At 69.2% G+C, this 20164-nt stretch carries 18 protein-coding genes and 1 riboswitch; of the genes, 10 read left to right on the forward strand and 8 right to left on the reverse strand.

The features are described from left to right. Positions 1 to 9: 9 nt before the first annotated feature. From AS181_RS10955 to AS181_RS10965, 3 genes are all read right to left on the reverse strand, one after another. Positions 10 to 1080, reverse strand: a complete 1071-nt coding sequence (locus tag AS181_RS10955; RefSeq protein ID WP_058251614.1) for a phosphotransferase family protein — start codon at positions 1078 to 1080, stop codon at positions 10 to 12. A 13-nt stretch (positions 1081 to 1093) separates the two neighbouring features. Continuing rightward, on the reverse strand, positions 1094 to 2344 hold the full coding sequence (locus AS181_RS10960) for an acyl-CoA dehydrogenase family protein (RefSeq protein ID WP_058251615.1): 1251 nt from the start codon (positions 2342 to 2344) through the stop codon (positions 1094 to 1096). A gap of 70 nt (positions 2345 to 2414) precedes the next feature. Then, entirely contained in the window at positions 2415 to 4985 is a 2571-nt protein-coding gene (locus tag AS181_RS10965; RefSeq protein ID WP_058251616.1) for an outer membrane protein assembly factor BamB family protein, read from the reverse strand. Positions 4986 to 5312: 327 nt separating this feature from the next. Here AS181_RS10965 and AS181_RS10970 point away from each other — a divergent pair, with 327 nt between their 5' ends. Then, complete coding sequence (locus AS181_RS10970; protein ID WP_058251617.1) at positions 5313 to 6572, forward strand: HNH endonuclease signature motif containing protein; 1260 nt, start codon at positions 5313 to 5315, stop codon at positions 6570 to 6572. A gap of 125 nt (positions 6573 to 6697) precedes the next feature. Here AS181_RS10970 and AS181_RS10975 read toward each other — a convergent pair whose 3' ends face one another. Next, positions 6698 to 7279: a phosphatase PAP2 family protein gene (locus AS181_RS10975; protein WP_058251618.1), complete on the reverse strand. Its 582-nt coding sequence runs from the start codon at positions 7277 to 7279 to the stop codon at positions 6698 to 6700. Positions 7280 to 7390: 111 nt separating this feature from the next. Between AS181_RS10975 and AS181_RS10980 the strand changes: the two genes are divergently transcribed. Continuing rightward, positions 7391 to 8122 (forward strand): hemerythrin domain-containing protein, encoded by a 732-nt coding sequence (locus AS181_RS10980; RefSeq protein WP_058251619.1) that lies wholly within the window; start codon positions 7391 to 7393, stop codon positions 8120 to 8122. Positions 8123 to 8141: 19 nt separating this feature from the next. Here the strand turns inward: AS181_RS10980 and AS181_RS10985 are convergent, their stop codons facing one another. Next, complete coding sequence (locus AS181_RS10985; RefSeq protein WP_058251620.1) at positions 8142 to 9281, reverse strand: acyl-CoA dehydrogenase family protein; 1140 nt, start codon at positions 9279 to 9281, stop codon at positions 8142 to 8144. A gap of 88 nt (positions 9282 to 9369) precedes the next feature. Here AS181_RS10985 and AS181_RS10990 point away from each other — a divergent pair, with 88 nt between their 5' ends. Further along, a complete protein-coding gene (locus AS181_RS10990; protein ID WP_058251621.1) occupies positions 9370 to 9966 on the forward strand; it encodes a TetR/AcrR family transcriptional regulator in 597 nt (198 codons plus the stop codon). Here the strand turns inward: AS181_RS10990 and AS181_RS10995 are convergent. Both AS181_RS10995 and AS181_RS11000 read right to left on the reverse strand, forming a co-directional pair. Further along, positions 9923 to 12739 (reverse strand): sacsin N-terminal ATP-binding-like domain-containing protein, encoded by a 2817-nt coding sequence (locus tag AS181_RS10995; RefSeq protein ID WP_058251622.1) that lies wholly within the window; start codon positions 12737 to 12739, stop codon positions 9923 to 9925. The two genes, AS181_RS10990 and AS181_RS10995, sit on opposite strands and share 44 nt — an antisense overlap. Before the next feature lie 17 nt (positions 12740 to 12756). Next, positions 12757 to 13563, reverse strand: coding sequence for a DUF3027 domain-containing protein (locus tag AS181_RS11000; RefSeq protein ID WP_058251623.1), 807 nt, complete (start codon positions 13561 to 13563; stop codon positions 12757 to 12759). Between the two features lie 87 nt (positions 13564 to 13650). On the opposite strand from AS181_RS11000, the gene AS181_RS11005 reads away from it, so the two are divergent. Beyond that, a complete protein-coding gene (locus AS181_RS11005) occupies positions 13651 to 15657 on the forward strand; it encodes an MFS transporter (RefSeq protein WP_058251624.1) in 2007 nt (668 codons plus the stop codon). Continuing rightward, entirely contained in the window at positions 15654 to 16166 is a 513-nt protein-coding gene (locus AS181_RS11010) for a DUF2771 family protein (RefSeq protein WP_058251625.1), read from the forward strand. Before AS181_RS11005 ends, AS181_RS11010 begins: the two co-directional genes overlap by 4 nt. A gap of 6 nt (positions 16167 to 16172) precedes the next feature. Here AS181_RS11010 and AS181_RS11015 read toward each other — a convergent pair whose 3' ends face one another. Then, positions 16173 to 16586: a cold-shock protein gene (locus AS181_RS11015; RefSeq protein WP_004020198.1), complete on the reverse strand. Its 414-nt coding sequence runs from the start codon at positions 16584 to 16586 to the stop codon at positions 16173 to 16175. A 230-nt stretch (positions 16587 to 16816) separates the two neighbouring features. Between AS181_RS11015 and AS181_RS11020 the strand changes: the two genes are divergently transcribed. The 5 genes from AS181_RS11020 to AS181_RS11040 all read left to right on the forward strand — a co-directional run bounded on the left by AS181_RS11020 (position 16817) and on the right by AS181_RS11040 (position 20008). Continuing rightward, complete coding sequence (locus tag AS181_RS11020; RefSeq protein ID WP_058251626.1) at positions 16817 to 17026, forward strand: hypothetical protein; 210 nt, start codon at positions 16817 to 16819, stop codon at positions 17024 to 17026. Between the two features lie 5 nt (positions 17027 to 17031). Next, positions 17032 to 17577 (forward strand): flavin reductase family protein, encoded by a 546-nt coding sequence (locus AS181_RS11025; protein ID WP_058251687.1) that lies wholly within the window; start codon positions 17032 to 17034, stop codon positions 17575 to 17577. 13 nt (positions 17578 to 17590) lie between these two features. Continuing rightward, entirely contained in the window at positions 17591 to 18679 is a 1089-nt protein-coding gene (gene moaA, locus AS181_RS11030; RefSeq protein WP_058251627.1) for a GTP 3',8-cyclase MoaA, read from the forward strand. Between the two features lie 11 nt (positions 18680 to 18690). Beyond that, positions 18691 to 18939: a hypothetical protein gene (locus tag AS181_RS11035; RefSeq protein ID WP_058251628.1), complete on the forward strand. Its 249-nt coding sequence runs from the start codon at positions 18691 to 18693 to the stop codon at positions 18937 to 18939. Between the two features lie 257 nt (positions 18940 to 19196). Then, a riboswitch (cyclic di-AMP (ydaO/yuaA leader) is annotated at positions 19197 to 19381 on the forward strand. Positions 19382 to 19387: 6 nt separating this feature from the next. Continuing rightward, positions 19388 to 20008, forward strand: a complete 621-nt coding sequence (locus AS181_RS11040) for a transglycosylase family protein (protein ID WP_058251629.1) — start codon at positions 19388 to 19390, stop codon at positions 20006 to 20008. Positions 20009 to 20164: the final 156 nt, after the last annotated feature.

Raw genomic sequence — 20164 nt, forward strand, 5'->3', positions numbered from 1 at the left:
GTCGGGCGATTACACGAGCAGGTCGTCCAGCCGTTGCGCGATGATCCCGACCGCGTATCCGAGACGTTCGAACGCCTTGTTGGTGGTCTGGCCGTGGTAGTAGCGGTAGTAGATCTGCTGCGCGATCACCCCCGCCCGGAACAGTCCGAACACCTCATACCAGCGCCAGCGTTCCGGCGTCATGTCGAATCCCATGCGCTCGCAATAGTTCTCGACGAACTCGGCACGACTGAGCATGCCGGGCAGGTGCGTCGGGACACGTCGCATGAGCTGCATGGCATCCGGGTCGTCGGCCTGGATCCAGTAGGCCATCGAACCCGCGACATCCATCAGGGGATCGCCGAGGGTTGCCATCTCCCAGTCCAGGATGCCGATCACCCGCGTGGGATCGTCCTTGCCGAGGACGACGTTGTCGAGCTTGAAGTCGTTGTGGATGACGCAGTTGGCGACGTCGTCGGGCTGGTTGTCGGCCAGCCACGTCATCGTCGACTCGAAGTCGGGCACGTCATCGGTGTGCGCGTTGCGGAATCGCGCCGACCAGCCCTCGACCTGCCGTCGCACATAACCCGGCCCCTTGCCGAGATCGGCGAGTCCGGTCGTGCTCGGATCGACCGAGTGGACCTCGACCAGGGTGTCGATGAAGTTCAGACAGAGCCGGCGTGCCTGCTCGGCGTCGAGCGGGACGTCGGCGGGCCACTCGGTCCGCGGGATGACACCGTCGATGCGGCCCATCACGTAGAAGTCCGCGCCCAGGACCGACTCGTCGTCGCAGAAGGCGATCATCGGCGCGATGTAGCGGATGGCGGTCGCGAGTTCGGACTGGATCCGGTACTCGCGTGCCATGTCGTGCGCGCCCCGCGCCTTGGTACCCCGGGGCGCCCGGCGCAGGATCAGGTCCTTGGACGGATAGCGCAGCAGATACGTGAGATTCGAAGCGCCACCGCCGAATTGACGGACCTCCGGCACGGCGTCGAGACCGGTCGGGTCCGCGGCGTTGGCCTCCAGCCACTTGGCCATCGCCTCGACGTCGAATGCATCCTCGGTGCGGACCTCGCCCGCACCGGCCACCTCGTTGGTCATCCTCGTCCCCCGATCAGCGGTACTTGCCGAACTCGATGCGCGCAACCACGTTGCGGTGCACCTCGTCCGGGCCGTCGGCCAGTCGGAGCGACCGCGCGCCCACCCAGGCCTGCGCGAGCGGGAAGTCGTCGGTGAGACCGGCGCCGCCGTGCAACTGGATGGCGAGGTCGATGACGTCGAGTGCCATGTTGGGCACCTCGACCTTGATCTCGCTGACCGCCGACAGGGCTTCGCGGGACATGCCCTGGTCGAGCAACCAGGCCGCGTGGTGGACGAGGAGCCGCGACCGGTTGATCGCGATGCGAGCGTCGGCGATGCGCTCGCTGTTGCCGCCGAGCCGGGCGAGTTGCTTGCCGAACGCCTCCCGCGAGAGTGCGCGACGCACACCGAGTTCCAGCGCCCGCTCGGCGAGTCCGATCGCCCGCATGCAGTGGTGCACGCGACCCGGGCCGAGCCGGCCCTGGGCGATCTCGAAGGCGCGGCCGGGTCCGAGCAGGATGTTCGACGCCGGGACGCGCACGTTGTCGAAGCTGACCTCGCCGTGGCCGAACGGCTCGTCGAAGTAGCCCATGGTGGTGAGCATCCGGTCGATCGTGACCCCGCGGGCGTCGATCGGGATGAGCACCATCGTGTGCCGCGACTTCCGGTCGGCCTCGGCGTCGGTGACGCCCATGAAGATGAGCACCTTGCAGTCCGGGTGGCCGACGCCGGTGGAGAACCACTTGGTCCCGTTGATGACGACGTCATCGCCGTCGAGTACGGCGGTCGCGGCCATGTTGGTGGCGTCCGACGACGCGACGGCCGGCTCGGTCATGCAGAAGGCGCTGCGGATCTCGGCGGTCAGAAGGGGTTCGAGCCACTGTTTCCGCTGCTCGTCGGTGCCGTAGCGCAGCAACACCTCCATGTTGCCGGTGTCGGGGGCGTTGCAGTTGAAGATCACCGGCGCGAGCCCGGACGATCCCATCGCCTCCGCGATCGGCGCGTACTCGGAGTTGGTCAGCCCGGCCCCGCCGTCGGTGCCGAAGTCGGCGGCATAGCGGCCGGCGTGCTCGGCGGGCAGGAAGAGGTTCCACAGCCCCTCCGAGCGGGCCTTCTTCTGCAGTTCGGCGATGATCGGCGACGGCGTCCACGGGTTGCCGTTCTCGTCGCGGCGGGTCTTGATGTCCCGATCGATCTCGGGTTCGACCGGCTCGATCTCGGTGGTCACGAAGGTGCGCACGCGTTCGGTGAGTTCGGCCGACCGCGCTGACGGGGAGAAATCCATACCCGACCGTATCGCGATGAACCGATTAGTCGTCATCGTTCCGAACAAACCGGCGCGGCGTCGGGCACCGTCACTTCCAGTACAGGGTCGTTCGCTCCGGTCCGGCCGTGGTGCTCACCAGTTTCGCGAAGCAGTTGTCCGGGCCGAATCCCTGGGCGCGACACCAGTTGTTGGCCTCGACCGGGCCCGGGAAGGTCGCCGCGGCCACCGTCACCCACCAGCCCCGGTACGAGAACACCGGCCACTCGTCACTCCACAGGAGCCGAACGTCGTTGAACCGCAACCGGAGTGCCAGGAACTCGTCGAGGATGGCCTGGTCGGTCCAGGTCCGCCCCTCGGCGACGAGACCCGGCCGTTTGGAGCTCAGCTGCGCCACCCACCGGTTGTTCAGGTTCGCCACGATGAAGGCCCGATCGGCGTCGGCCTGCAGACGGAGGGCGCTGACGCTGCTCGCCGTCACGTCGGCTCCGGCCGGGAACGACACCCCGGTGGCGGTCGACGACGCGGCCGTTCCCGACTGCGGAGTCGCGAGCTTCGGCGCGGCCCCGGAGGTCGGGCCCTTGTCGCAGTCGACGAGGTAGCGGCCGTCGCCGGCCTCACTCCCCTGGGCACCGAGCGTGTCCGGCAGCCGGAAGAAGCTCCCGGGCGGATAGGTGAGTTCCATCGTCAGCGCCTCGCCCGCCCCGTCGAGCGAGGGCACCGCGACCGGTGCCCGCTGGAAGTCGAAGTTCCCCGACGCGACGATGCCGCTGCCGTCGGAGATGGTGATGCGTGTCTGCGGCCCGTACAGGACGTCGCCGCCGGGACACTTCGCGGTGACCTTCATCGTCACGCCCAGCCCACCCGCCGACGTGCGGAACGACTGCGGCGTGAACACCGGGGGCGCCCCGCACGGCGTGACGTACTCGGGTTCGCCGCCGTCGGCGGTGCCGGCCTCGCGAGTCGTGCCCGGGACGATGGCCTCCGGACCGGTGGGCGCGAAGCCGGTGATCGTGGTCGCGGTCATCGTGATCAGGCGGTCGCCGACGGCGAACGTCAGCGGCGGACGCGGTTCGGTGACACCCGCAGCGGGGGTGTTGCCGATCGTGGACGGGGGCACCGACCACACCGGCGCACCGCCCACCAGATCCAGGGCGGTCACGCCGCCGTCGGCCATGGGCGCGATGAGGCGTTCGCCGTCGGTGACGGCGTGGCCGGTCGACCCGTAGACCGGCCCGGTCGGAGTCGTCCACAACGTCTGGCCGGAGATGGCATCGACTGCGGTGACAGCGTCGTGCGTCGTCCACACGACTTCACGGTCATCGGCCAGCACGACGGTCGGCGAGGTGTGGGCCGGGAGATCAGTCGTCGTCCAGATCCGCGCGCCGTCCGCGACGTCGGTGTATGCACCGTCGATGAGCACACGCCCGCTCTGAGTCGGAGTCATGACAGCAGCGGACTCCCCGCTCATACCCGCCAAGTCGCTGGTGGTGCCGTCCGGCCGGACCACGACGACCGGACCATTCGTCGGTGTGCCGCTTGTCATGCTGCCCGTCACCACGAGGATCGATCCGTCCGGGCGTGGCGACATCCCGGTCCGGCCCGGACTCGTGAAGATCTCCCGGCCGTCGTCGGCCGAGATGACGGCGACCACGCCGTCGGCGCTCGCGACGAGCTCGTCGGTGGCGATGAACTGCGAGGCGTCCCCGCTCGGAAGCGCTTCGGGCAGGTCGATCGTTCGCTGCCACTCCATGCCTCCTGGTGTCACCTTGTGGAACACGACCTGGCGTTCGTTGCCACCACTGAAGTCGCGGACGAACGCCGCTCTCCCGTTGAACGCGATCCCGAACGCCTGCGGCGGAGCGGGAGCACGGCCGATCTCGCGACCTGTCCGGACGTCGACGAAATACGCGGCGCCCCGACCCAGGCAGGCGATGGTGCTGTCCACGATGGAGGCCGAGCACCCGGACACGGGTTCGTCGAACGACCACGCCCGGCCGGACTCGGCGTCTATCCCGATGGGCCGCAGTGCCGGGCCGTTCGTGGAGTCACCTACCTGCACGAGCGTCACCAATGTGTGGTCGTCGTGGACCGCACCCTGAGTCCTGTACGTCGCCTCGAGCGGCAGACCGGAGACGTACCCCGTACCACCCAACGAACTCGCGTCGACGCTCCAGGCTGGACTCGGCGCGGTCGGGAACGAGCCGGTGAGCTGACCGGCGACGAGGTCCGGCGTGTCGTCGGAACCGCCGTCCGACGAGGACACCTTCCACCACACGACGCCCCCGAGGACCAGCGCGAGGACACAGACCAACGCGACGCCCGTGATCAGGTACGCGCGCCGGTTGGATCTGCGCGGGTATCCGGGCTGGGGGTACCCCGGTGGTGGATAACCCGGCGGTGGGTAGCCCGGCGGTGGGTAGCCGTACCGGGCTTGTCCGGGTGGCGGAGGATAGCCACTCGGCGGCTGCTGATACGGCGGTGGGTACTGCGGCGTCGGACCTGTCTGCGTGGCGGCGTAGGGGTCCGGCGCCGGGGCCTTGTTCAGTGACACCCCCGGGACCACCGTTGGGCGGGCAGGTTGGATCGTCGTCGGCGACTCGTCCCGGTCGGCTGGTCCGGGCACGGTCGCGTCATCGTCGGGTGGCCCCGCATTCGACATCCGTCCAGTGAATCCCAGTCCGACGCGGTTCGACTGTCCCCCACCCGGGGGAATTTCGGCGGCCGCTCACGCCGACCGAGCAGCTCCCGCATCTGCACAGCTAGCCCGGGTGCGCCCCGCCGGCTGAGTAGCTCGCGCTCGCCGAGCGACCCCGAGCGACCGTCGAGGCCTTCGTTCGTGACAAACCCACCACTTTTCGACCGGAAATCGAAACGGGTGTGACTGAAGTTCATCACTGTCAACGATCAACGCGCATTCAACGAAATCGACTGCGCAGTCGACAATTTCGGGATCTCGAGCCTGTGGAGAAACCTCGAGATCGAACGAATGTTCCTGTACCTTGGAGTCATGCCAGAGCTCGCCACTCTCCTCGATCAACTCGTCGAGACCACCCCACCCGCCGACGACCCAACCGGCAGAGCAACATTCGACGCTCTCGAGACACTGCGCCTGATCCGCAACACCGTCGACCACCAGATCGTCACCCACACAGCGCAACTCGACGACCTCCGTGTCGCCCAGAAAGCGGGCAGCACCACCAAGAAACTGCTGATCGAGTCAGGCCATGCCCCGGTCGCCGCTCTTCGCACCATGCGGAGTGTCGACGCCCTGCCCACGCTGCCCGCCCTGGCGAGTCACGCGGCCGACGGGCGGCTGTCCAGCGAGATCGTCGACGCCATCGTCCGAGGCATCAACCAGATCGACAAGCGTTGTCACAAAGCCCTTTCCGACGACAAGCGCTCACGGTACGAACTCGAACTCATCGCCCAAGCACTCTCCGGCGCAACACCGACACAAGTACTCAAGCATGCCCGAGCCATCGCCAACACTCTGGCGGACACCTCCGACACCAGCGTACCGGCCGCCGACGACCCATCGCTGAACGCGGTCAACGCCCACACCACCGACGACGGCCGCGTCGAAATCCGGGCCGACCTCACCCAGATCGTCGGCGAGAAGTTCCAGGCCATGATCGACGAACGATCGTGTCCACGGCCCGAACCCGACGGCACCGAGGACCGGCGCACCGCCGAGCAACGCCGCGCCGACGCCTTCGAACTGATCCTCGATCAAGCAGCGATCGGCGCCACCCTCGACACCGTCGGAAGCCCACGCACGCAACTGATGCTGACGATCCCCGCGACCGGAGACCTGGCGACGCTGCCGTGGACCGGATCGGTCAGCCATGCCACCGCGAAACAGGTCTCCTGCGACGGATCCCTGACCGAGATCGTCCTCGACAGTGAGGGCGTACCACTACAGATGGGTCACACCCGTCGGTTGTACCCGGCACACCTCCGCAAGGCGATCATCGTCCGCGACGCCTGCTGCATCAAATGTGGTGCACCACCGTCCCATACGCAGGTCCACCACATCAAGTCGTGGGCCGACGGCGGACCCACCGACCTCGACAACGGCTGTTTGCTGTGTCAGCGCTGCCACACGCAGGTCCACCACCACGGCTGGGACATCGTGATGGGTTTCGACCGCCATCCCTGGCTCGTCCCACCCGCCAGTATTGACCCGCAACGCCGACCACTACCCGCCTACAACCGACGCACCATGCGACTCGACGACGCCGCCTGACCGCTGCCGCCACAGACCACCAGACTTTCGCGTAGCACCTTCCGCACCCGGGCCACACCCGGGACCGCATCAGTCCCTTGACAACTCCACAGTGAACCCCGGCCGGATACCGCGCTGGGCGTGGTCTACTGCTGAACCCCGGCGAGACCACCGGAGCTGCGGCGTGATTCGTACCGGAGCAGTATCCAGGTACAGAACACCACCCAGATCGCCCCGAACAACCATCCGGCCACGACGTCCGTGGCCCAGTGCACGGCGAGTTGTATTCGGGTGAGGCCGACGAGGATCGACAGCACGGGGGCGATCACGAGGATCCAGCGATGCGCCCGCACCCAGGGCGAGCAGCGAAACGCGGCGACAGCGAACAGCCCGAACACGACCATCGTCATCATCGCGTGCCCGGAGGGGAACGAGAAGGTGTCGATGTTCAGTAGACGGTCTTCGACGGGTGGCCGGTCCCGCGCGAACGAGTACTTGAGTGCCTGCATCAGACCGTATCCGAAAAGCACTCCGGCGCCGACGAAGACCGCGTCGACTCGGTGCCGGGTCACGGCGAGTGTCACCACGACCGCACATGTCAGCATCAACATCGTCACCGTGTTGCCGAGCACCGTCACCACTTCGGCGATCGAGACCCACGGCTCCGACCGGTTCTCGACCACCCAGTTCAGGATGTTCTCGTCGATCGTCGTCGGAGAGATGAACATCCCGCCACCCTATCCAGGCGTCGCTCAAGTCGCCCTCAAGCACATCGCAAGCGTCACCGCCCACTGTGGTCCTCGAACCCGCCCGACCACGTATCGATGAGGACCCCCGCGATGACGACCCACCCCGCCCACCCCGCCCACACCGCTCACCCGATCCAGCTCCGGCTCCCCGGCCAGGCGGCCGCGCCCGACGGACCGCTCGACCCGTTCATGATGTACGTCCTGCACCACGGATTCCGGCGAGACCTCGCCGACTTCGCCGCCACCGTTCCGGCCACCCCCGTCGACGACGCGGGGACCTGGCGTGCGCTCTCCCGTCGATGGGCGATGTTCGCCCATGCGCTGCACCACCACCACACCGGCGAGGACCTGGAACTGTGGCCGCTGCTGCTCGAGCGGTGCGACAACGCCGAGGCGGAGGTCCTGCAGGCGATGGAGGACGAGCACGACGAGATCGATCCGCTGCTCGAAGAGTGTGCGGCCGGCTTCGCGCGGATGAGCGAACGCGCCGACGAACAGACCCGGGCCACCCTCGCGGACGCGCTGCAACGCGCCCAGGAGGTCCTCGGCAGACACCTGGCCCATGAGGAGACCGATGCGATCGCCATCGTGCAGCGCCGCCTCACGCCGCAGGACTGGGACGCCTTCGAGGAGAAGATGAGCAAGCGCTCCGGTCTGGCCGAGACCCTGCGGACGTGCCCGCTCATGGCGAAAGGGCTGACCGGTCCCGACCGCGAGGCGGTCTACGCCCGCATCCCCGCCATCCTGCGGCTGATGATCAGACTCGGCGGACCGAGATTCCGGCGCCTCGACGACCGCGCGTTCTACTACAACCCGCGCTGAACACCGACGGCCGGCGAACTCACCGCGCCAGCGACCGACCGATCACCAACCGCTGGATCTGGTTGGTGCCCTCGAAGATCTGGGTGATCTTCGCTTCGCGCATGTAGCGCTCGACCGGGAAGTCGCGGGTGTAGCCGTAACCGCCGAACACCTGGACCGCATCGGTGGTGACCTTCATCGCGGCGTCGGTGGCCACCAGTTTGGCGGTCGCCGCCGCCCGCGTGTAGTCGATGCCGGCATCGCGGCGTCGAGCGGCGTCGAGGTAGGTCGCGCGGGCCGAGTCGACCGCGGCGGCCATGTCGGCGAGCACGAACGACAGCCCCTGGTGGTCGATGATCTTGCGGCCGAACGCGGCTCGTTCCTGCGCGTAGTCGACGGCGGCGTCGAGCGCCGCCTGCGCCAGGCCGGTGGCCACCGCAGCGATGCCCAGGCGTCCGGAATCAAGCGCGGAGAAGGCGATCTGCAGCCCCTGCCCCTCCGCCCCCAGCCGGCGTCCCTCCTCGACGAACGCGTCGTCGTAGGTGGCGCCGGTCGTCGGGACCGCGTGCAGGCCCATCTTGTCCTCCGGCTTGCCGAAGCTGAGCCCCTCGGTGTCCCGGGCGACGAAGAAGCAGGACACCCCCTTGGAACCCTCACCGGTGCGGGCGAAGACGTTGTACACATCGGCGATGCCGCCGTGCGTGATCCACGCCTTCGAGCCCGTCATCGAGTAACCGCCGTCGGTCGGTGCGGCGCGGCACGCGAGCGCCGCGGCGTCGGAGCCGGCCTGGGGTTCGCTCAGGCTGTAGGCACCGATCAGCTTGCCGTTCAACAGGTCCGGCAGCCACTGCTGCTTCTGTTCGTCGGTGCCGAAGTTGAACAGCGGATGGCAGGCCAGCCCGTGCACGCTGACCGCCACGGCGACCGCAGCCCAGCGCGCGCCGAGCTCCTCGAGCACCTGCAGGTAGACCTCGTACGGCTGGCCCCCGCCGTCCCACTCCGTCGGGTAGGGCAGCCCGAGCAACCCCGCCTCACCCAGTTCGGCGAACAACCCGTCCGGGTACCGACGGTCCTTCTCGTGCTGATCGACGATCGGCGCCATGCGCTTGTCGGCGATGTCGCGGACCAGCGCGATCAGGTCGCGCGCCTCGTCGTTGGGGAGCAGGCGATCGACCGGCATTCCAGACCTCCAGGGTTACGAAACTAGTACTCAGGTCTTCTGCACAGTACTATTTCGGGCAGCGTTCGTACAGCGGAAGGGAGCACGCATGGCCACCCAGGGTTTCGCCACCCGCCGACGGGCCGCGCTGTTCGACGCCCTTCTCGAGCTGATCCTGCGCGAGGGGTTCGCGCACCTGTCGATCGGTTCCATCGCGGCCGAACTCCGTTGCTCGAAGTCGACGCTGTACACCCTCGCCGCCAGCAAGGAACAACTGGTCACCGCCACCGTGACGCATTTCTTCCGCAGCGCGACCGAACAGGTCGAGTCACGGGTCGCGGCGTCGTCGAGTCCGCGCGAACGGGTCATCGTCTACCTGGTGGCGGTGGGTGAGGCACTCGCACCGGCCTCGGAGGCGTTCATGCGCGATCTCGACGCGTTCGAACCGGCACGCGCACTGTACGAGCGCAACACCGCGGCGGCATCGTCCCGGGTCCAGGCGCTCATCGCCGACGGGGTGTCGGCCGGCGAGTTCCGCAACGTCGACGCCGCGTTCGCCGCCGACCTCGCCTCATCCATGATGACCCGGATCCAGCGTCGCGAGGTGTGGGCCGCGACCGGACTCGACGACGCGGCCGCCTACCGCCAGCTCGCGTCGATCCTCACCGCGGGGATCGACGCCGGCCCGGACGCTCGAGGTGGGTGACACCCGCGTCGTCGACCCACCATTCGACCCGCACTTCCCGTGCGACATCGGGGCCGTCTCCGCCGTCGTTGCTGCGCAACGCGATCCACAGTTCGTCGTGTAGCCGGACATCGCCGTGCGGGATCTCGATCCCCCGCGACGCCCCGAAGCGCACCACCGCGGGGTGCGCCCAGCCGACTGCCTCCCCCGGCGCGGACACCGTCGCCGAATACTCCTCGCTCGCGAGCGGCAGGTCGAGCAGCGTGCCCAGCAGGTCGGCGTCGGCCGAGACCACGGTGGGTCCGGCGAGTACCGCCTCGTCGTCGGCCAGCGTCTGCAGGAACCACGGCCGGTCGACGACCACCGCGCGGTCGGCGGTTGTGCCGGCGAGGGTGCGCACCCGCTCGGGCACCTCGACGTCGTGCGCATCGACGACGCCGCTCCGGCACGCCGCGACGACGGCGGCATGCACGGACACCGTTGCGCCCGCACTGATCTCACGCTCCCGATCGCCCAGCCGGGTCAGCAGCAGCGTCGCGTCGTCGGCGGAGTCGGGTTCCAGCCGGGCGAGGGTGCCGGCGAGCTCGTCGGCATACGGGTGGTCGAGGGGATCGATGATGTTCTCGAGAACCTCATCCGACGGCGACCGGTACTCCCCCAGCAGCAGACCGTCGATCTCCGCATGGCGTCGTAACCACCACGCGGTGTAACCCGTCCGGTCGGCGAGCAGCGGCCGGATCCGTTCGTCGGTGGCCATCATGGTCAACGCCTCCGGCCAGCGCCGGTCCTCGATCAAGTCGAGATCCCGTACTGCACTGAGCTTCTCGGGCGCGTCCGGGAGGGTGGCCCACCAGTCCTCCTCGTCGGGCAGGTCATGCTCGGGCGCGACGGGCAGGTCGTCGTCGACGGTCACGAAACCCCAGCCGACGCCGATCCGCCGCAGTTCCTCGACGCCGCACTCGGCGACCACCTCGGCGTCGACCACACCGAACGGGTGATCGTCGACCAAGACCTCGAGCAGCGGGCTGCCCGGCAGCAGGAGTTCGTCGGCCGGCCGCAACTCGCCGTCGGCGTCGGGGAGGGCGAGCGCCGAGAGCCACGAGGGAACCGGTGCTTCCGGATCGGCTCGCAACACCGCACACACCTCGACGGCGAGCCGGTCATCGTCGGGGCCGGCCGAATCGAAGTCGACATCTTCGACGAGGCTGCGCAACAGCGGGTCCGAGACTGCCTGCGCGACCGTCAGATCCGCGACGCCGAGTCGGGTCAGCAGTTCGTGGCGCGCCTCGGGATGCACGGTGGGGATCCACCGCATGGGGGTCGAGATCCGGTCACTGACAAAGAGTCCACGTACCCCGATCGCCATCCGTCCGTCCGATCTCGGGATCGGCAGGGCGCCGAGTTCTTCCACCTCGCGGCCGGTCGACACCAGGGGCGCAAGGGCGGCGTACAGGTCGTGCCACCACGACGGTTCACGTTCGACGCCGACGAGACGTTCGGCGAGCCCCGCGAGCCCGAGCTCCGACACACCCAGCCGGCCCAGCGTCGGGAGATGTTGTGTCAGCGACAGATCCGGGTGGATCAGATCACCGAACAGGTCGCCGAGGATCTCCGCGAGCCGATCGGTCAGCCCCACGAGCATCACCCCGCGCGGTGGCACCAGGTCGGCACCGGCCGCCGCCGGAAGCCACGCGACATCCCGCAGTTCGCGACGAACGGCCTCGATCAGGCGCGCGTCGTCGGGATTACGCGCGAGATGCAGTTCGGGTACCAGTTCGACCCTGCGCACCGGTTCGACGAGCCGGACGAGATCGACGTAACCCGCTGCCGCATCGCCGATCTCGGCACGTGGATGGAGGTGCCGTCGATCTGGCGTGAGTGCCAGGTCGGTGATGCACCGGCACGGCAGGCTGAGTTCGATGTCGGTGGGCGTGGGGGCGCGCAGGACCTCGCCGGCCGCCGCGGGCTCACCGTCGGCGTCGACGAGCCAGCGGGTGCCGCCCCGGGCGACCTCGAGCCATCGGCGCGTCGACGGCAGGCCGGTCGCGTCCGGCGCACCGACGACGGACACCGTCGTCACGACCGAGCGCGCGGCATCGTCGTCGACGTCCGGCCCCGCCGACCGTTCGGCCCACACCTCGACATCACCGACGCTGATCCGTTGCAGCGCAGTCAGTTCGACGACCAGATCCGGTGCCTGGCCGAGCATGGCGTCGAGGAGCGGGCCGGGTTCCTCGCGGAGGTGCAGGACCACCTCGGTGTCGAAGCCATCGCTCGGCGTCTGATCCGTCGGCCACACCAGCCGCAGCACCGGCACGTCCGCGGGCCCGTCGACGGAGATCCCGGCAGCTCGCGCGACGTCCATCGAGTCCGCCCGGTCGAAGACCACCGACCCACTGCGCGAACGGATCTCGATGCGATCGGCGACCGTCGCGGTGGCGGTGAAGCCGACCCCGAACCGCCCGATCTGCCGGGCGCCCGAGTCGTCCGCGGTCTTCGCCGACACCCGCAACGCGGCGAGTGAACGCACCCCCGCATCGGTCAGCGGGGCGCCGGTGTTGGCGACATGCAACTCGGTGCCGTCCACCCAGACCGCCAGCCGCCCCGCGACACCGGCCGCCGCGGCCGCGTCGGCGGCGTTCGCGGCCAGTTCGGTCAGCAGTCGATCCCGGTAGCCGACGGTCACCAGATCCGCTTCGGCGGCCGCGTCCTCGGCCAACCGGGTCGGCGACGCCGCCCACGCATCCAGGGTCGACGACCGCAATGTCGCGGTGCCGAACGGATCGTCGGTCACGGTCGGTTCGCGCCGGATCAGGTCCGGGCCGGTTCCGCGTCCCGGGAGATCTCGACGACCTCGATCGCGCCGTCGTCGTAGGCGTCGTACGCGGGCGATCCGTTCCCCTTGGGGCCCTGCACGTCCGAGTGCGCACCGCATCCGTATTCGGCCGACACCACGCGCCCGTCGGCCGCCAGTTCGTTGGTGCAGGCGCCGAAGCCGGCGCGCAGCGCACCCGCGAGCGGGACGTAGAAACCACAGGTACAGCACGAGTACGGCGCGGCCTGCGCCATCTCCGAGCCAGGACCGAAGTCGCCGTCGTACCAGCGCTGCGCGGCCTCGGCGCGTCCCTCCGGGCTCAGGAGTCTCTTGCGGCCGAGCCCCAGCTCGCCCGCGACCTGACCGATGTCGTCGGGTTCCACGGACTCGGACTCGAATCGGAACTCGTCACCGGTGTCGATCTGGTTCGGCACGAGACGCGGGTCGTCGGGTTCGGCGGCGAGCAGATCGCCCGGTGCGAGATCGCCCGACGCGACCCGCTCCGACCACGGCACCCACGGCGGCGCGAGCAGCGAGCCGTCACCGGGAAGCAGCACGACCTCGCTGAGCGTGATCTCGTCGCTGCCTGGCGAACCCGCCAGCACGACGCACCACTGCCAGCCCCGGTAGCCCGTGAGCTCGGCATCGAAGTAGTGCGCGGCGGCCCAGTCGCCCTCGGCGACACTGCGCCGGTGCGCTCCGGGCCGCTGACCTTCATCGAGCAGCGCGGAACGCGCGATGTCGACGGCTGCCAGCAGCCGTTCGGTGTCACCGTGCCGTTCGCCGTCACCAACCTGAGTCACCGCTCCAGTGTGCAATACCGCCGACGTGTGCCACACAACCGACCCGCTTCAAGCGACCACGGTCGGAGATGAGGAACAATCGTCTGCGTGATCCCACGGAGTTCCCGACACGACGAGGGGCGCGGGGCCCCCAGGGGTCCCGCCGACCAGCACCCTCGGCAACCGCAACCCGACGGTCGCGCACGACGCGCCGCGCAGCACCCCGGTTCGACGAACTATCCGGCCGACGAGACGCGGCAGATGCGGACCCGGCGACCGGCGCCGGGATGGGGAGAGCCGCCGTCCGGGCCGGGTCCCGGCCGCAACGCCTACCTCCCCCCGCCGACCCACAATCCGCATCTCCCGCCGCTCGACGACCGCGCCCGTCCGCCGGCCGACGAGGCGACCCGGGCGATGCCGACCGACCACGGGCCCCAGAACGGTGGAAGCCGTACACCCAAGAAGCTGACGGTGATGCGGGTCGCGGCGATGCGGAGTCGCGAGCTGACCGGCAGGGGGATCGGCAAGATCCACCGGGCGGCCACCGCCGACGGCGCCGACCAGTCGGGCCTGACCGCGCTGACGCTGCCGGTGATCGCCAACTTCGCCGCCGACGCCGCGATGGCCGTCGCGCTGGCGAACACGCTGTTCTTCGCCGCCGCGACCGGTGAGTCGAAGACCAATGTGGCCTTGTACCTGGCACTGACGATCGCGCCGTTCGCCCTGATCGCTCCGCTCATCGGCCCGCTCCTCGACCGACTGCAGCGCGGCCGCCGCATCGCCATGGCCACGACCTTCGGCCTGCGCGTCGTCCTGGCCCTGCTCATCATGGCCAACGTCCAGTGGAACGACATCACCCAGCAGCTCGAATACGACCCATGGGTGCTCTATCCGTGTGCCCTCGGTCTGCTGGTGCTGTCCAAATCGTTCGGCGTCCTCAAGTCGGCCGTCACGCCGCGTGTGGTGCCGCCGACCATCGACCTTCCCCGGGTCAATTCACGGCTGACCACTTTCGGCCTCATCGGGGGCACGGTCGTGGGCGGCGCGGTCGCCGCGGCCATCGAGTTCCTCCTCGGCCAGCTGCTCCCGCTGCATCTGCCGGGTGCCATGGTGTGGCTGGCCGTCGTCGCGGCCGCGGGCGCCTATCTGTGCATGCGCATCCCGGCGTGGGTCGAGTCCACCGAGGGCGAGATCCCGACGACCCTCACGTACCACGGCGAGCCCGCGCGGTCGGCTCCCGGCGACTCCGAGCAGCCGACGAGCGCTCGCGACGGCGCGAAGATGCTCGCGGCGAAGATGCGCCAGCCACTCGGACGCAAGGTCGTCGCCGGGTTGTGGGGCAACGGCACGATCCGCATCCTGACCGGCTTCCTGACGCTGTTCGTGGCGTTCTACGCCAAGGCCCAGCAGGGCGACGCCTCGGACTGGACCCAGCTGCTTCTCCTCGGCGCGGTCGGCGCCGCCGCCGGCGTCGGCAACATGATCGGCAACGGCGTCGGCACCCGCCTCGAGCTGAAGAACCCGCCGGACATCGTCGTCGGCGCGACCGCCGCCTGCTTCGTCGTCGCGGTCCTGGCCGCCATCTTCGGCAACATCGCCGCGGCTGCCGTGGCAGCCCTGGTCGCCTCCGGCACCAGCGCGATCGGGAAGGTATGCCTCGACTCGTCCATCCAGGACGACCTGCCCGACGAGTCCCGCGCCTCGGCGTTCGGCCGGTCGGAGACGGTGCTGCAGCTGTCGTGGGTCTTCGGCGCCTCGCTCGGGGTGCTGCTGCCGCCGACCCTGTGGATCGGGTTCACGGTCGTCTCGGTACTGCTCGGCCTCGGGCTGCTGCAGACGGTGATGACCACCCGCGGCAAGTCACTGGTCCCCGGTCTGGGCGGTCGACGCCCCGACCACGCCGCGCCCACCGTCGCCTTCCGCGCGGCAGAAGCCCGATCGGCCACCCGGACCGGTCCGGCGGACGCCGACACCCGACCGCACGCCGCGCGGCCCTCGACCGCCCGCATGCCCACCCGGACCCCGTCGACCGCCCCGTTCGAAACCCGGGGTGAGCGCCCGTACAGCCCCGGCGATCACCCGCCGCCCAACCAGACAGGACAACGTCGTCAGTGATCAGCAGTGGTGAGAAGAAGGCTCTGTCGATCATCGCGATCGTCGTCGTGCTGTTCGTCGCGGTGGTGGGGACGTCGGTGTTCCTGCTGACCCGCAACGCGGCGCACGACGATCAGCCCTACCTGCACGTCGCGGTCGGCGACGAATTGCACACCGTGGACCCGCGCTGGTGGTGCGATTTGATGCTGACCGCGTGCGATCCCGAGATCACCGCGCCGAACGAGACCGCGACGGTGCCGGTGCCGGTGGGTTCGACGATCATGCTGACGGTCTCGAGCGAGATCGCGCAGGGTCCGTGGAACCTCGCGGCGGTCTATCGGACTCCGCGCGGGATCGTCGAGGACGAGCAGCAGCAGGGTGCGGACGACACCTTCACCCTGACGCTCCGGTCGGAACCGGACCGGGTGCTGGTCGGGTTCACCGTGATCTCGGCGTCGGCGCGGCTAACCCCCGCCGACGACGTCCTGCCGCGCGGCGAGCTCGCGGTTCAGACCGCGCCCGCCGCGTAGTCGGCCCTAGGAGTCGAGCTCCCGCGCGACGGCACGCACGACTTCGGAGATCCGCTGTGCGGTCTTACGGTCGGGGTAACGCCCCTTGCGCAGGTCCGGCTGGACCTTGCCCTCGAGCAGGGTGATGAGGTCGGCGACCATCCCGTGCAGTTCGTCGGGGGTGTGCCGCTTCACGTCCTTGCGGGCGGCTTCGCGCACGTTCTTGGAGACGCTGGGTGCCGGTTCGAGCACCTTCACGCTCAACGCCTGCGGGCCGCGACGACCGGCGGCCATGCCGAACTCGACGCGCTGGCCCGGCTTGAGCGCCTCGACTCCGTCGGGCAACGCTGCCGAACGGACGTAGACGTCCTCACCGCTCTCCTGGGAGAGGAAGCCGAAGCCTTTGTCCGCGTCGTACCACTTCACCTTGCCGGTCGGCACTGTGCTCACCCTCATCTGTTCTAGATCTGTCGAAAAACGACCCGTCACGACAAAAGACGCCGTCACCCATCTCGCGGCCCGGACGGTGGAAGACCGTGCGAGCCCAGACGGATGCAAGGCGCCTGCTTCGGACCATCCTAGCCAACGCCCCACCGCGCGGTCACACCATTACCCGGCGGGCACGGATCGCGCGGCGTCGCACCGGCGCGCGTTGCACTACCGTGGCGGGTATGCAGAAGACATCCTCCCCGCGGTTGCTACAGGCTGCCGGGGTCGTGTTCATGATCGGAATTCTGGCGATCGTGGCGTTGTTCCTGACACCGTTGGTGACCGGCGGCGACACCGCGCCGACCGCCGTCTATCTGCTGACCATGTGCGCACCGCTGGGCTTCGTCCTGGGCCTGGTGTACGCACTCCGTGCCGGACGCCGAGCCAGGTGAGGACCGTGACCACAACCATCGACACCACCCCCGATCTCTCCCCCGTCTCCGACGGGCGGGCGCTGCGTGACGCGTACAGCTGTTTCCCGTCGGGCGTCGTGGCGGTGTGTTGCGAACAGCGTGACGGGGATTCGACCACGCTGATCGGAATGGCCGCGAGCTCGTTCACCACCGTGTCGCTCGACCCGCCGCTCGTCTCGGTCTGCGTCCAGAACACCTCGACGACCTGGCCGCGGATCCGTACCGCACCGGCCATCGGGGTCAGCGTGTTCGCCGGCGACCAGATCGAACTCTGCAAGCAGCTCGCCGGGTCGTCGGAGCACCGGTTCGACGGCATCACGCCGCTGAGCACCGATCGCGGGGCGGTCTTCGTGCCCGACGCGGCCGCCCACCTGTCGTGCACGATCCACAACGAGATCCAGGCCGGCGACCACACCGTCGTGTTGCTGGAGATCGAGACCTTGCGCGCCGATCCCGACATCGAGCCCCTGGTCTTCCACGCCAGCACCTTCCGCGCCCTGGAGGCGCGCACGGACCCGACCCGGAAGTGAGTCGCCCAGCACCATGAGCACGGTCGGCCTCGGACTGCCGCTGCCCCGCTCCCCGCGGGAAGCAGCGACCTCCGACGCGCCCACCGACGGGCCGTTGCTCGACACCTTCGGTCGGGTCGCGAAGGATCTCCGGGTCTCGGTCACCGACCGCTGCAATCTGCGGTGCTCGTACTGCATGCCGGCCGAGGGTCTCGACTGGATGCCCACCGACCAGGTGCTGTCCACCGACGAACTGATCCGGGTGCTCACCGTCGCAGTGCGCCACCTGGGAATCGAGCGCATCCGATTCACCGGCGGCGAACCACTGCTGCGCCGCGACCTCGAGGACGTCATCGCCGCCGTCGCGGGCCTCCCGCAGTCGCCCGAGATCGCGATGACGACGAACGGACTCGGACTGACCCGGCGGGTCGGCGGTCTGGTCGACGCCGGCCTCGGCCGTATCAACATCTCGCTGGACACCATCGACCCGGCCCGCTTCGCCGAGATCACGCGCCGGGACCGTCTGTCCGATGTGCTCGACGGCCTGGCGGCGGCCCGCCGCGCCGGGCTCGACCCGGTCAAGGTCAACGCCGTGGTACCCGACCGCAGCGACCTGCCCGGAGTCCCCGACCTGCTCGCCTACTGTCTCGAGCACGGTTACGAGCTGCGCATCATCGAACAGATGCCACTCGACGCCGACCATGCGTGGCAGCGAGCACAGATGGTGACCGCACAGGAGATCCTCGCGACCCTGCGGAAGCGGTTCACCCTGCTGCCCGACCCTGCGCCACGTGGGAGCGCGCCCGCCGCCACGTGGCTCGTCGACGGCCACCGCGGCGCGCACGGCCCGGCACGCGTCGGGGTGATCGCGTCGGTCACCCGGCCGTTCTGCGGGGACTGCGACCGCACCCGGCTCACCGCGGACGGATCACTGCGCAACTGCCTGTTCGCGACGTCGGAAACCGACGTGCGGCACGCGTTGCGCACCCTCCCCGACGACGAGATCGACGCCGCCCTCGCGCGCCTGTGGCGCGCGAACATGTGGGCGAAAGCGGCGGGCCACGAAGTGAACGCGGCGGGCTTCACCCAACCGGATCGGCCGATGTCGGCGATCGGCGGCTAGGCTCGCGTCCGATGCAGCTCACAGTTCGTTTCTTCGCGGCCGCGCGCGCCGCGGCCGGTGCCGAGGAGAAGGTGATCGACGTCGACCCGTCGACCCCGCTCGGCGCCCTCGAGGGCATCCTCGCCGCCGGAAACCCCTCCCTCGCCACGGTTCTCGAACGCTGCTCGTATCTGCGCGACGAGATCGCGTTCTCCGATCGGACGCGTGCGCTCGGCACGTGCACGACACTCGACGTCCTCCCCCCGTTTGCCGGTGGCTGACGCCACACCCGGCCTGTGACCTTAGTCACATCACGGCGCGGTAACAGGATGGGCACGGGACGGCCACTAACCCGTTGAACTGGGATGACGGCCGAAGTGGGTCGGAAGACCCGGATCCGGGCCGAAAATCGCTTGCGTCCAAGCAGGTGATTCAGTCCAACGAACGACGTACTGTTCGAAGCGTCCTCCTCGGAGGTCACGACACAGCAACCAAGACATAACGTCCCACCGGCCGCGCCGAGCCTCGTTCCGCCGGTGGGAACGACAAGCAATCTAGGAACGAGGACGGGGGACCCAACCTCATCCCCTGAGACCGGGCACCACACCAGGTGTCCTCGGGGTTAAGTCCCGGAAGTCGCGGCGACCACCACGACGACCCGGGACCGAGCACCTCTCGCTCGAACCCGACAGCTGACTTCGTAGGCGCGTGGAGAGAGGAAACACAGACATGTCCGGACGTCATCGCAAGCAGACGACCAGCACGGCCGCCAAGACCATCACCAAGGTCGCCCTCACCGGCGCGGTCCTCGGCGGCGGAGCAGCCCTCCTGGGCACCGGTACCGCCAATGCGGCCACCGACGCCGAGTGGAACCAGGTCGCGCAGTGCGAATCCGGTGGCAACTGGGCCATCGCGACCGGCAACGGCTACCACGGCGGCCTGCAGTTCTCCCCGAGCACCTGGACCGGCCACGGCGGCGGCGAGTTCGCCCCAACCGCCGATCAGGCCTCGCGCGAGGAGCAGATCGTCGTCGCCGAGCGTGTGCTCGGTTCGCAGGGCAAGGGTGCCTGGCCCACCTGTGGCACCGGCCTGTCGGGCTCGACCCCGCGCAGCGCGCCGACCGACACCCCGCGTGAGATCGCCCCGGTGCTCCCCGGCGGCAACGGCAGCGTCGACCTGGCGAAGACCACCGAGGACGTCGCCAACCAGGTCACCGACGCCCTCACCGAGGCCGGCGTCAGCCCCGAGATCAAGAACCTCTGGCAGGCGGCCAAGGACAGCGGCGTCACGCTGAACCAGGACCAGATCAAGCTGTTCAACGACAACAAGCACCTGCTGCCCAACCCCTGATCGCCGCTCGACGCCTGATCTGGGACCCAGACGAAGGGCCCCGCACGATGGACCATCCGTGCGGGGCCCTTTTCCATTGGTTTCGACAAGCTCAACCAGCGGGGGTCAGCTCAACCAGCGGGGGGTCAGCTCAACCAGCGGGGGTCAGCTCAACCA

This window comes from Gordonia sp. SGD-V-85 (assembly GCF_001456905.1).
GTDB classification, from domain to species: domain Bacteria; phylum Actinomycetota; class Actinomycetes; order Mycobacteriales; family Mycobacteriaceae; genus Gordonia; species Gordonia hongkongensis.

Excerpts from the sequence above, each read along its gene's own strand:
- AS181_RS10985 (WP_058251620.1), bottom strand. The coding sequence starts at position 9,281 with ATGCCGGTCGATCGCCTGCTCCCCAACGACGAGGCGCGCGACCTGATC.
- AS181_RS11020 (WP_058251626.1), top strand. The coding sequence starts at position 16,817 with ATGCAGAAGACATCCTCCCCGCGGTTGCTACAGGCTGCCGGGGTCGTG.
- AS181_RS10970 (WP_058251617.1), top strand. The coding sequence starts at position 5,313 with ATGTTCCTGTACCTTGGAGTCATGCCAGAGCTCGCCACTCTCCTCGAT.
- AS181_RS10965 (WP_058251616.1), bottom strand. The coding sequence starts at position 4,985 with ATGTCGAATGCGGGGCCACCCGACGATGACGCGACCGTGCCCGGACCA.
- moaA (WP_058251627.1), top strand. The coding sequence starts at position 17,591 with ATGAGCACGGTCGGCCTCGGACTGCCGCTGCCCCGCTCCCCGCGGGAA.
- AS181_RS10990 (WP_058251621.1), top strand. The coding sequence starts at position 9,370 with ATGGCCACCCAGGGTTTCGCCACCCGCCGACGGGCCGCGCTGTTCGAC.
- AS181_RS11035 (WP_058251628.1), top strand. The coding sequence starts at position 18,691 with ATGCAGCTCACAGTTCGTTTCTTCGCGGCCGCGCGCGCCGCGGCCGGT.
- AS181_RS10980 (WP_058251619.1), top strand. The coding sequence starts at position 7,391 with ATGACGACCCACCCCGCCCACCCCGCCCACACCGCTCACCCGATCCAG.
- AS181_RS10960 (WP_058251615.1), bottom strand. The coding sequence starts at position 2,344 with ATGGATTTCTCCCCGTCAGCGCGGTCGGCCGAACTCACCGAACGCGTG.
- AS181_RS10955 (WP_058251614.1), bottom strand. The coding sequence starts at position 1,080 with ATGACCAACGAGGTGGCCGGTGCGGGCGAGGTCCGCACCGAGGATGCA.
- AS181_RS11040 (WP_058251629.1), top strand. The coding sequence starts at position 19,388 with ATGTCCGGACGTCATCGCAAGCAGACGACCAGCACGGCCGCCAAGACC.
- AS181_RS10975 (WP_058251618.1), bottom strand. The coding sequence starts at position 7,279 with ATGTTCATCTCTCCGACGACGATCGACGAGAACATCCTGAACTGGGTG.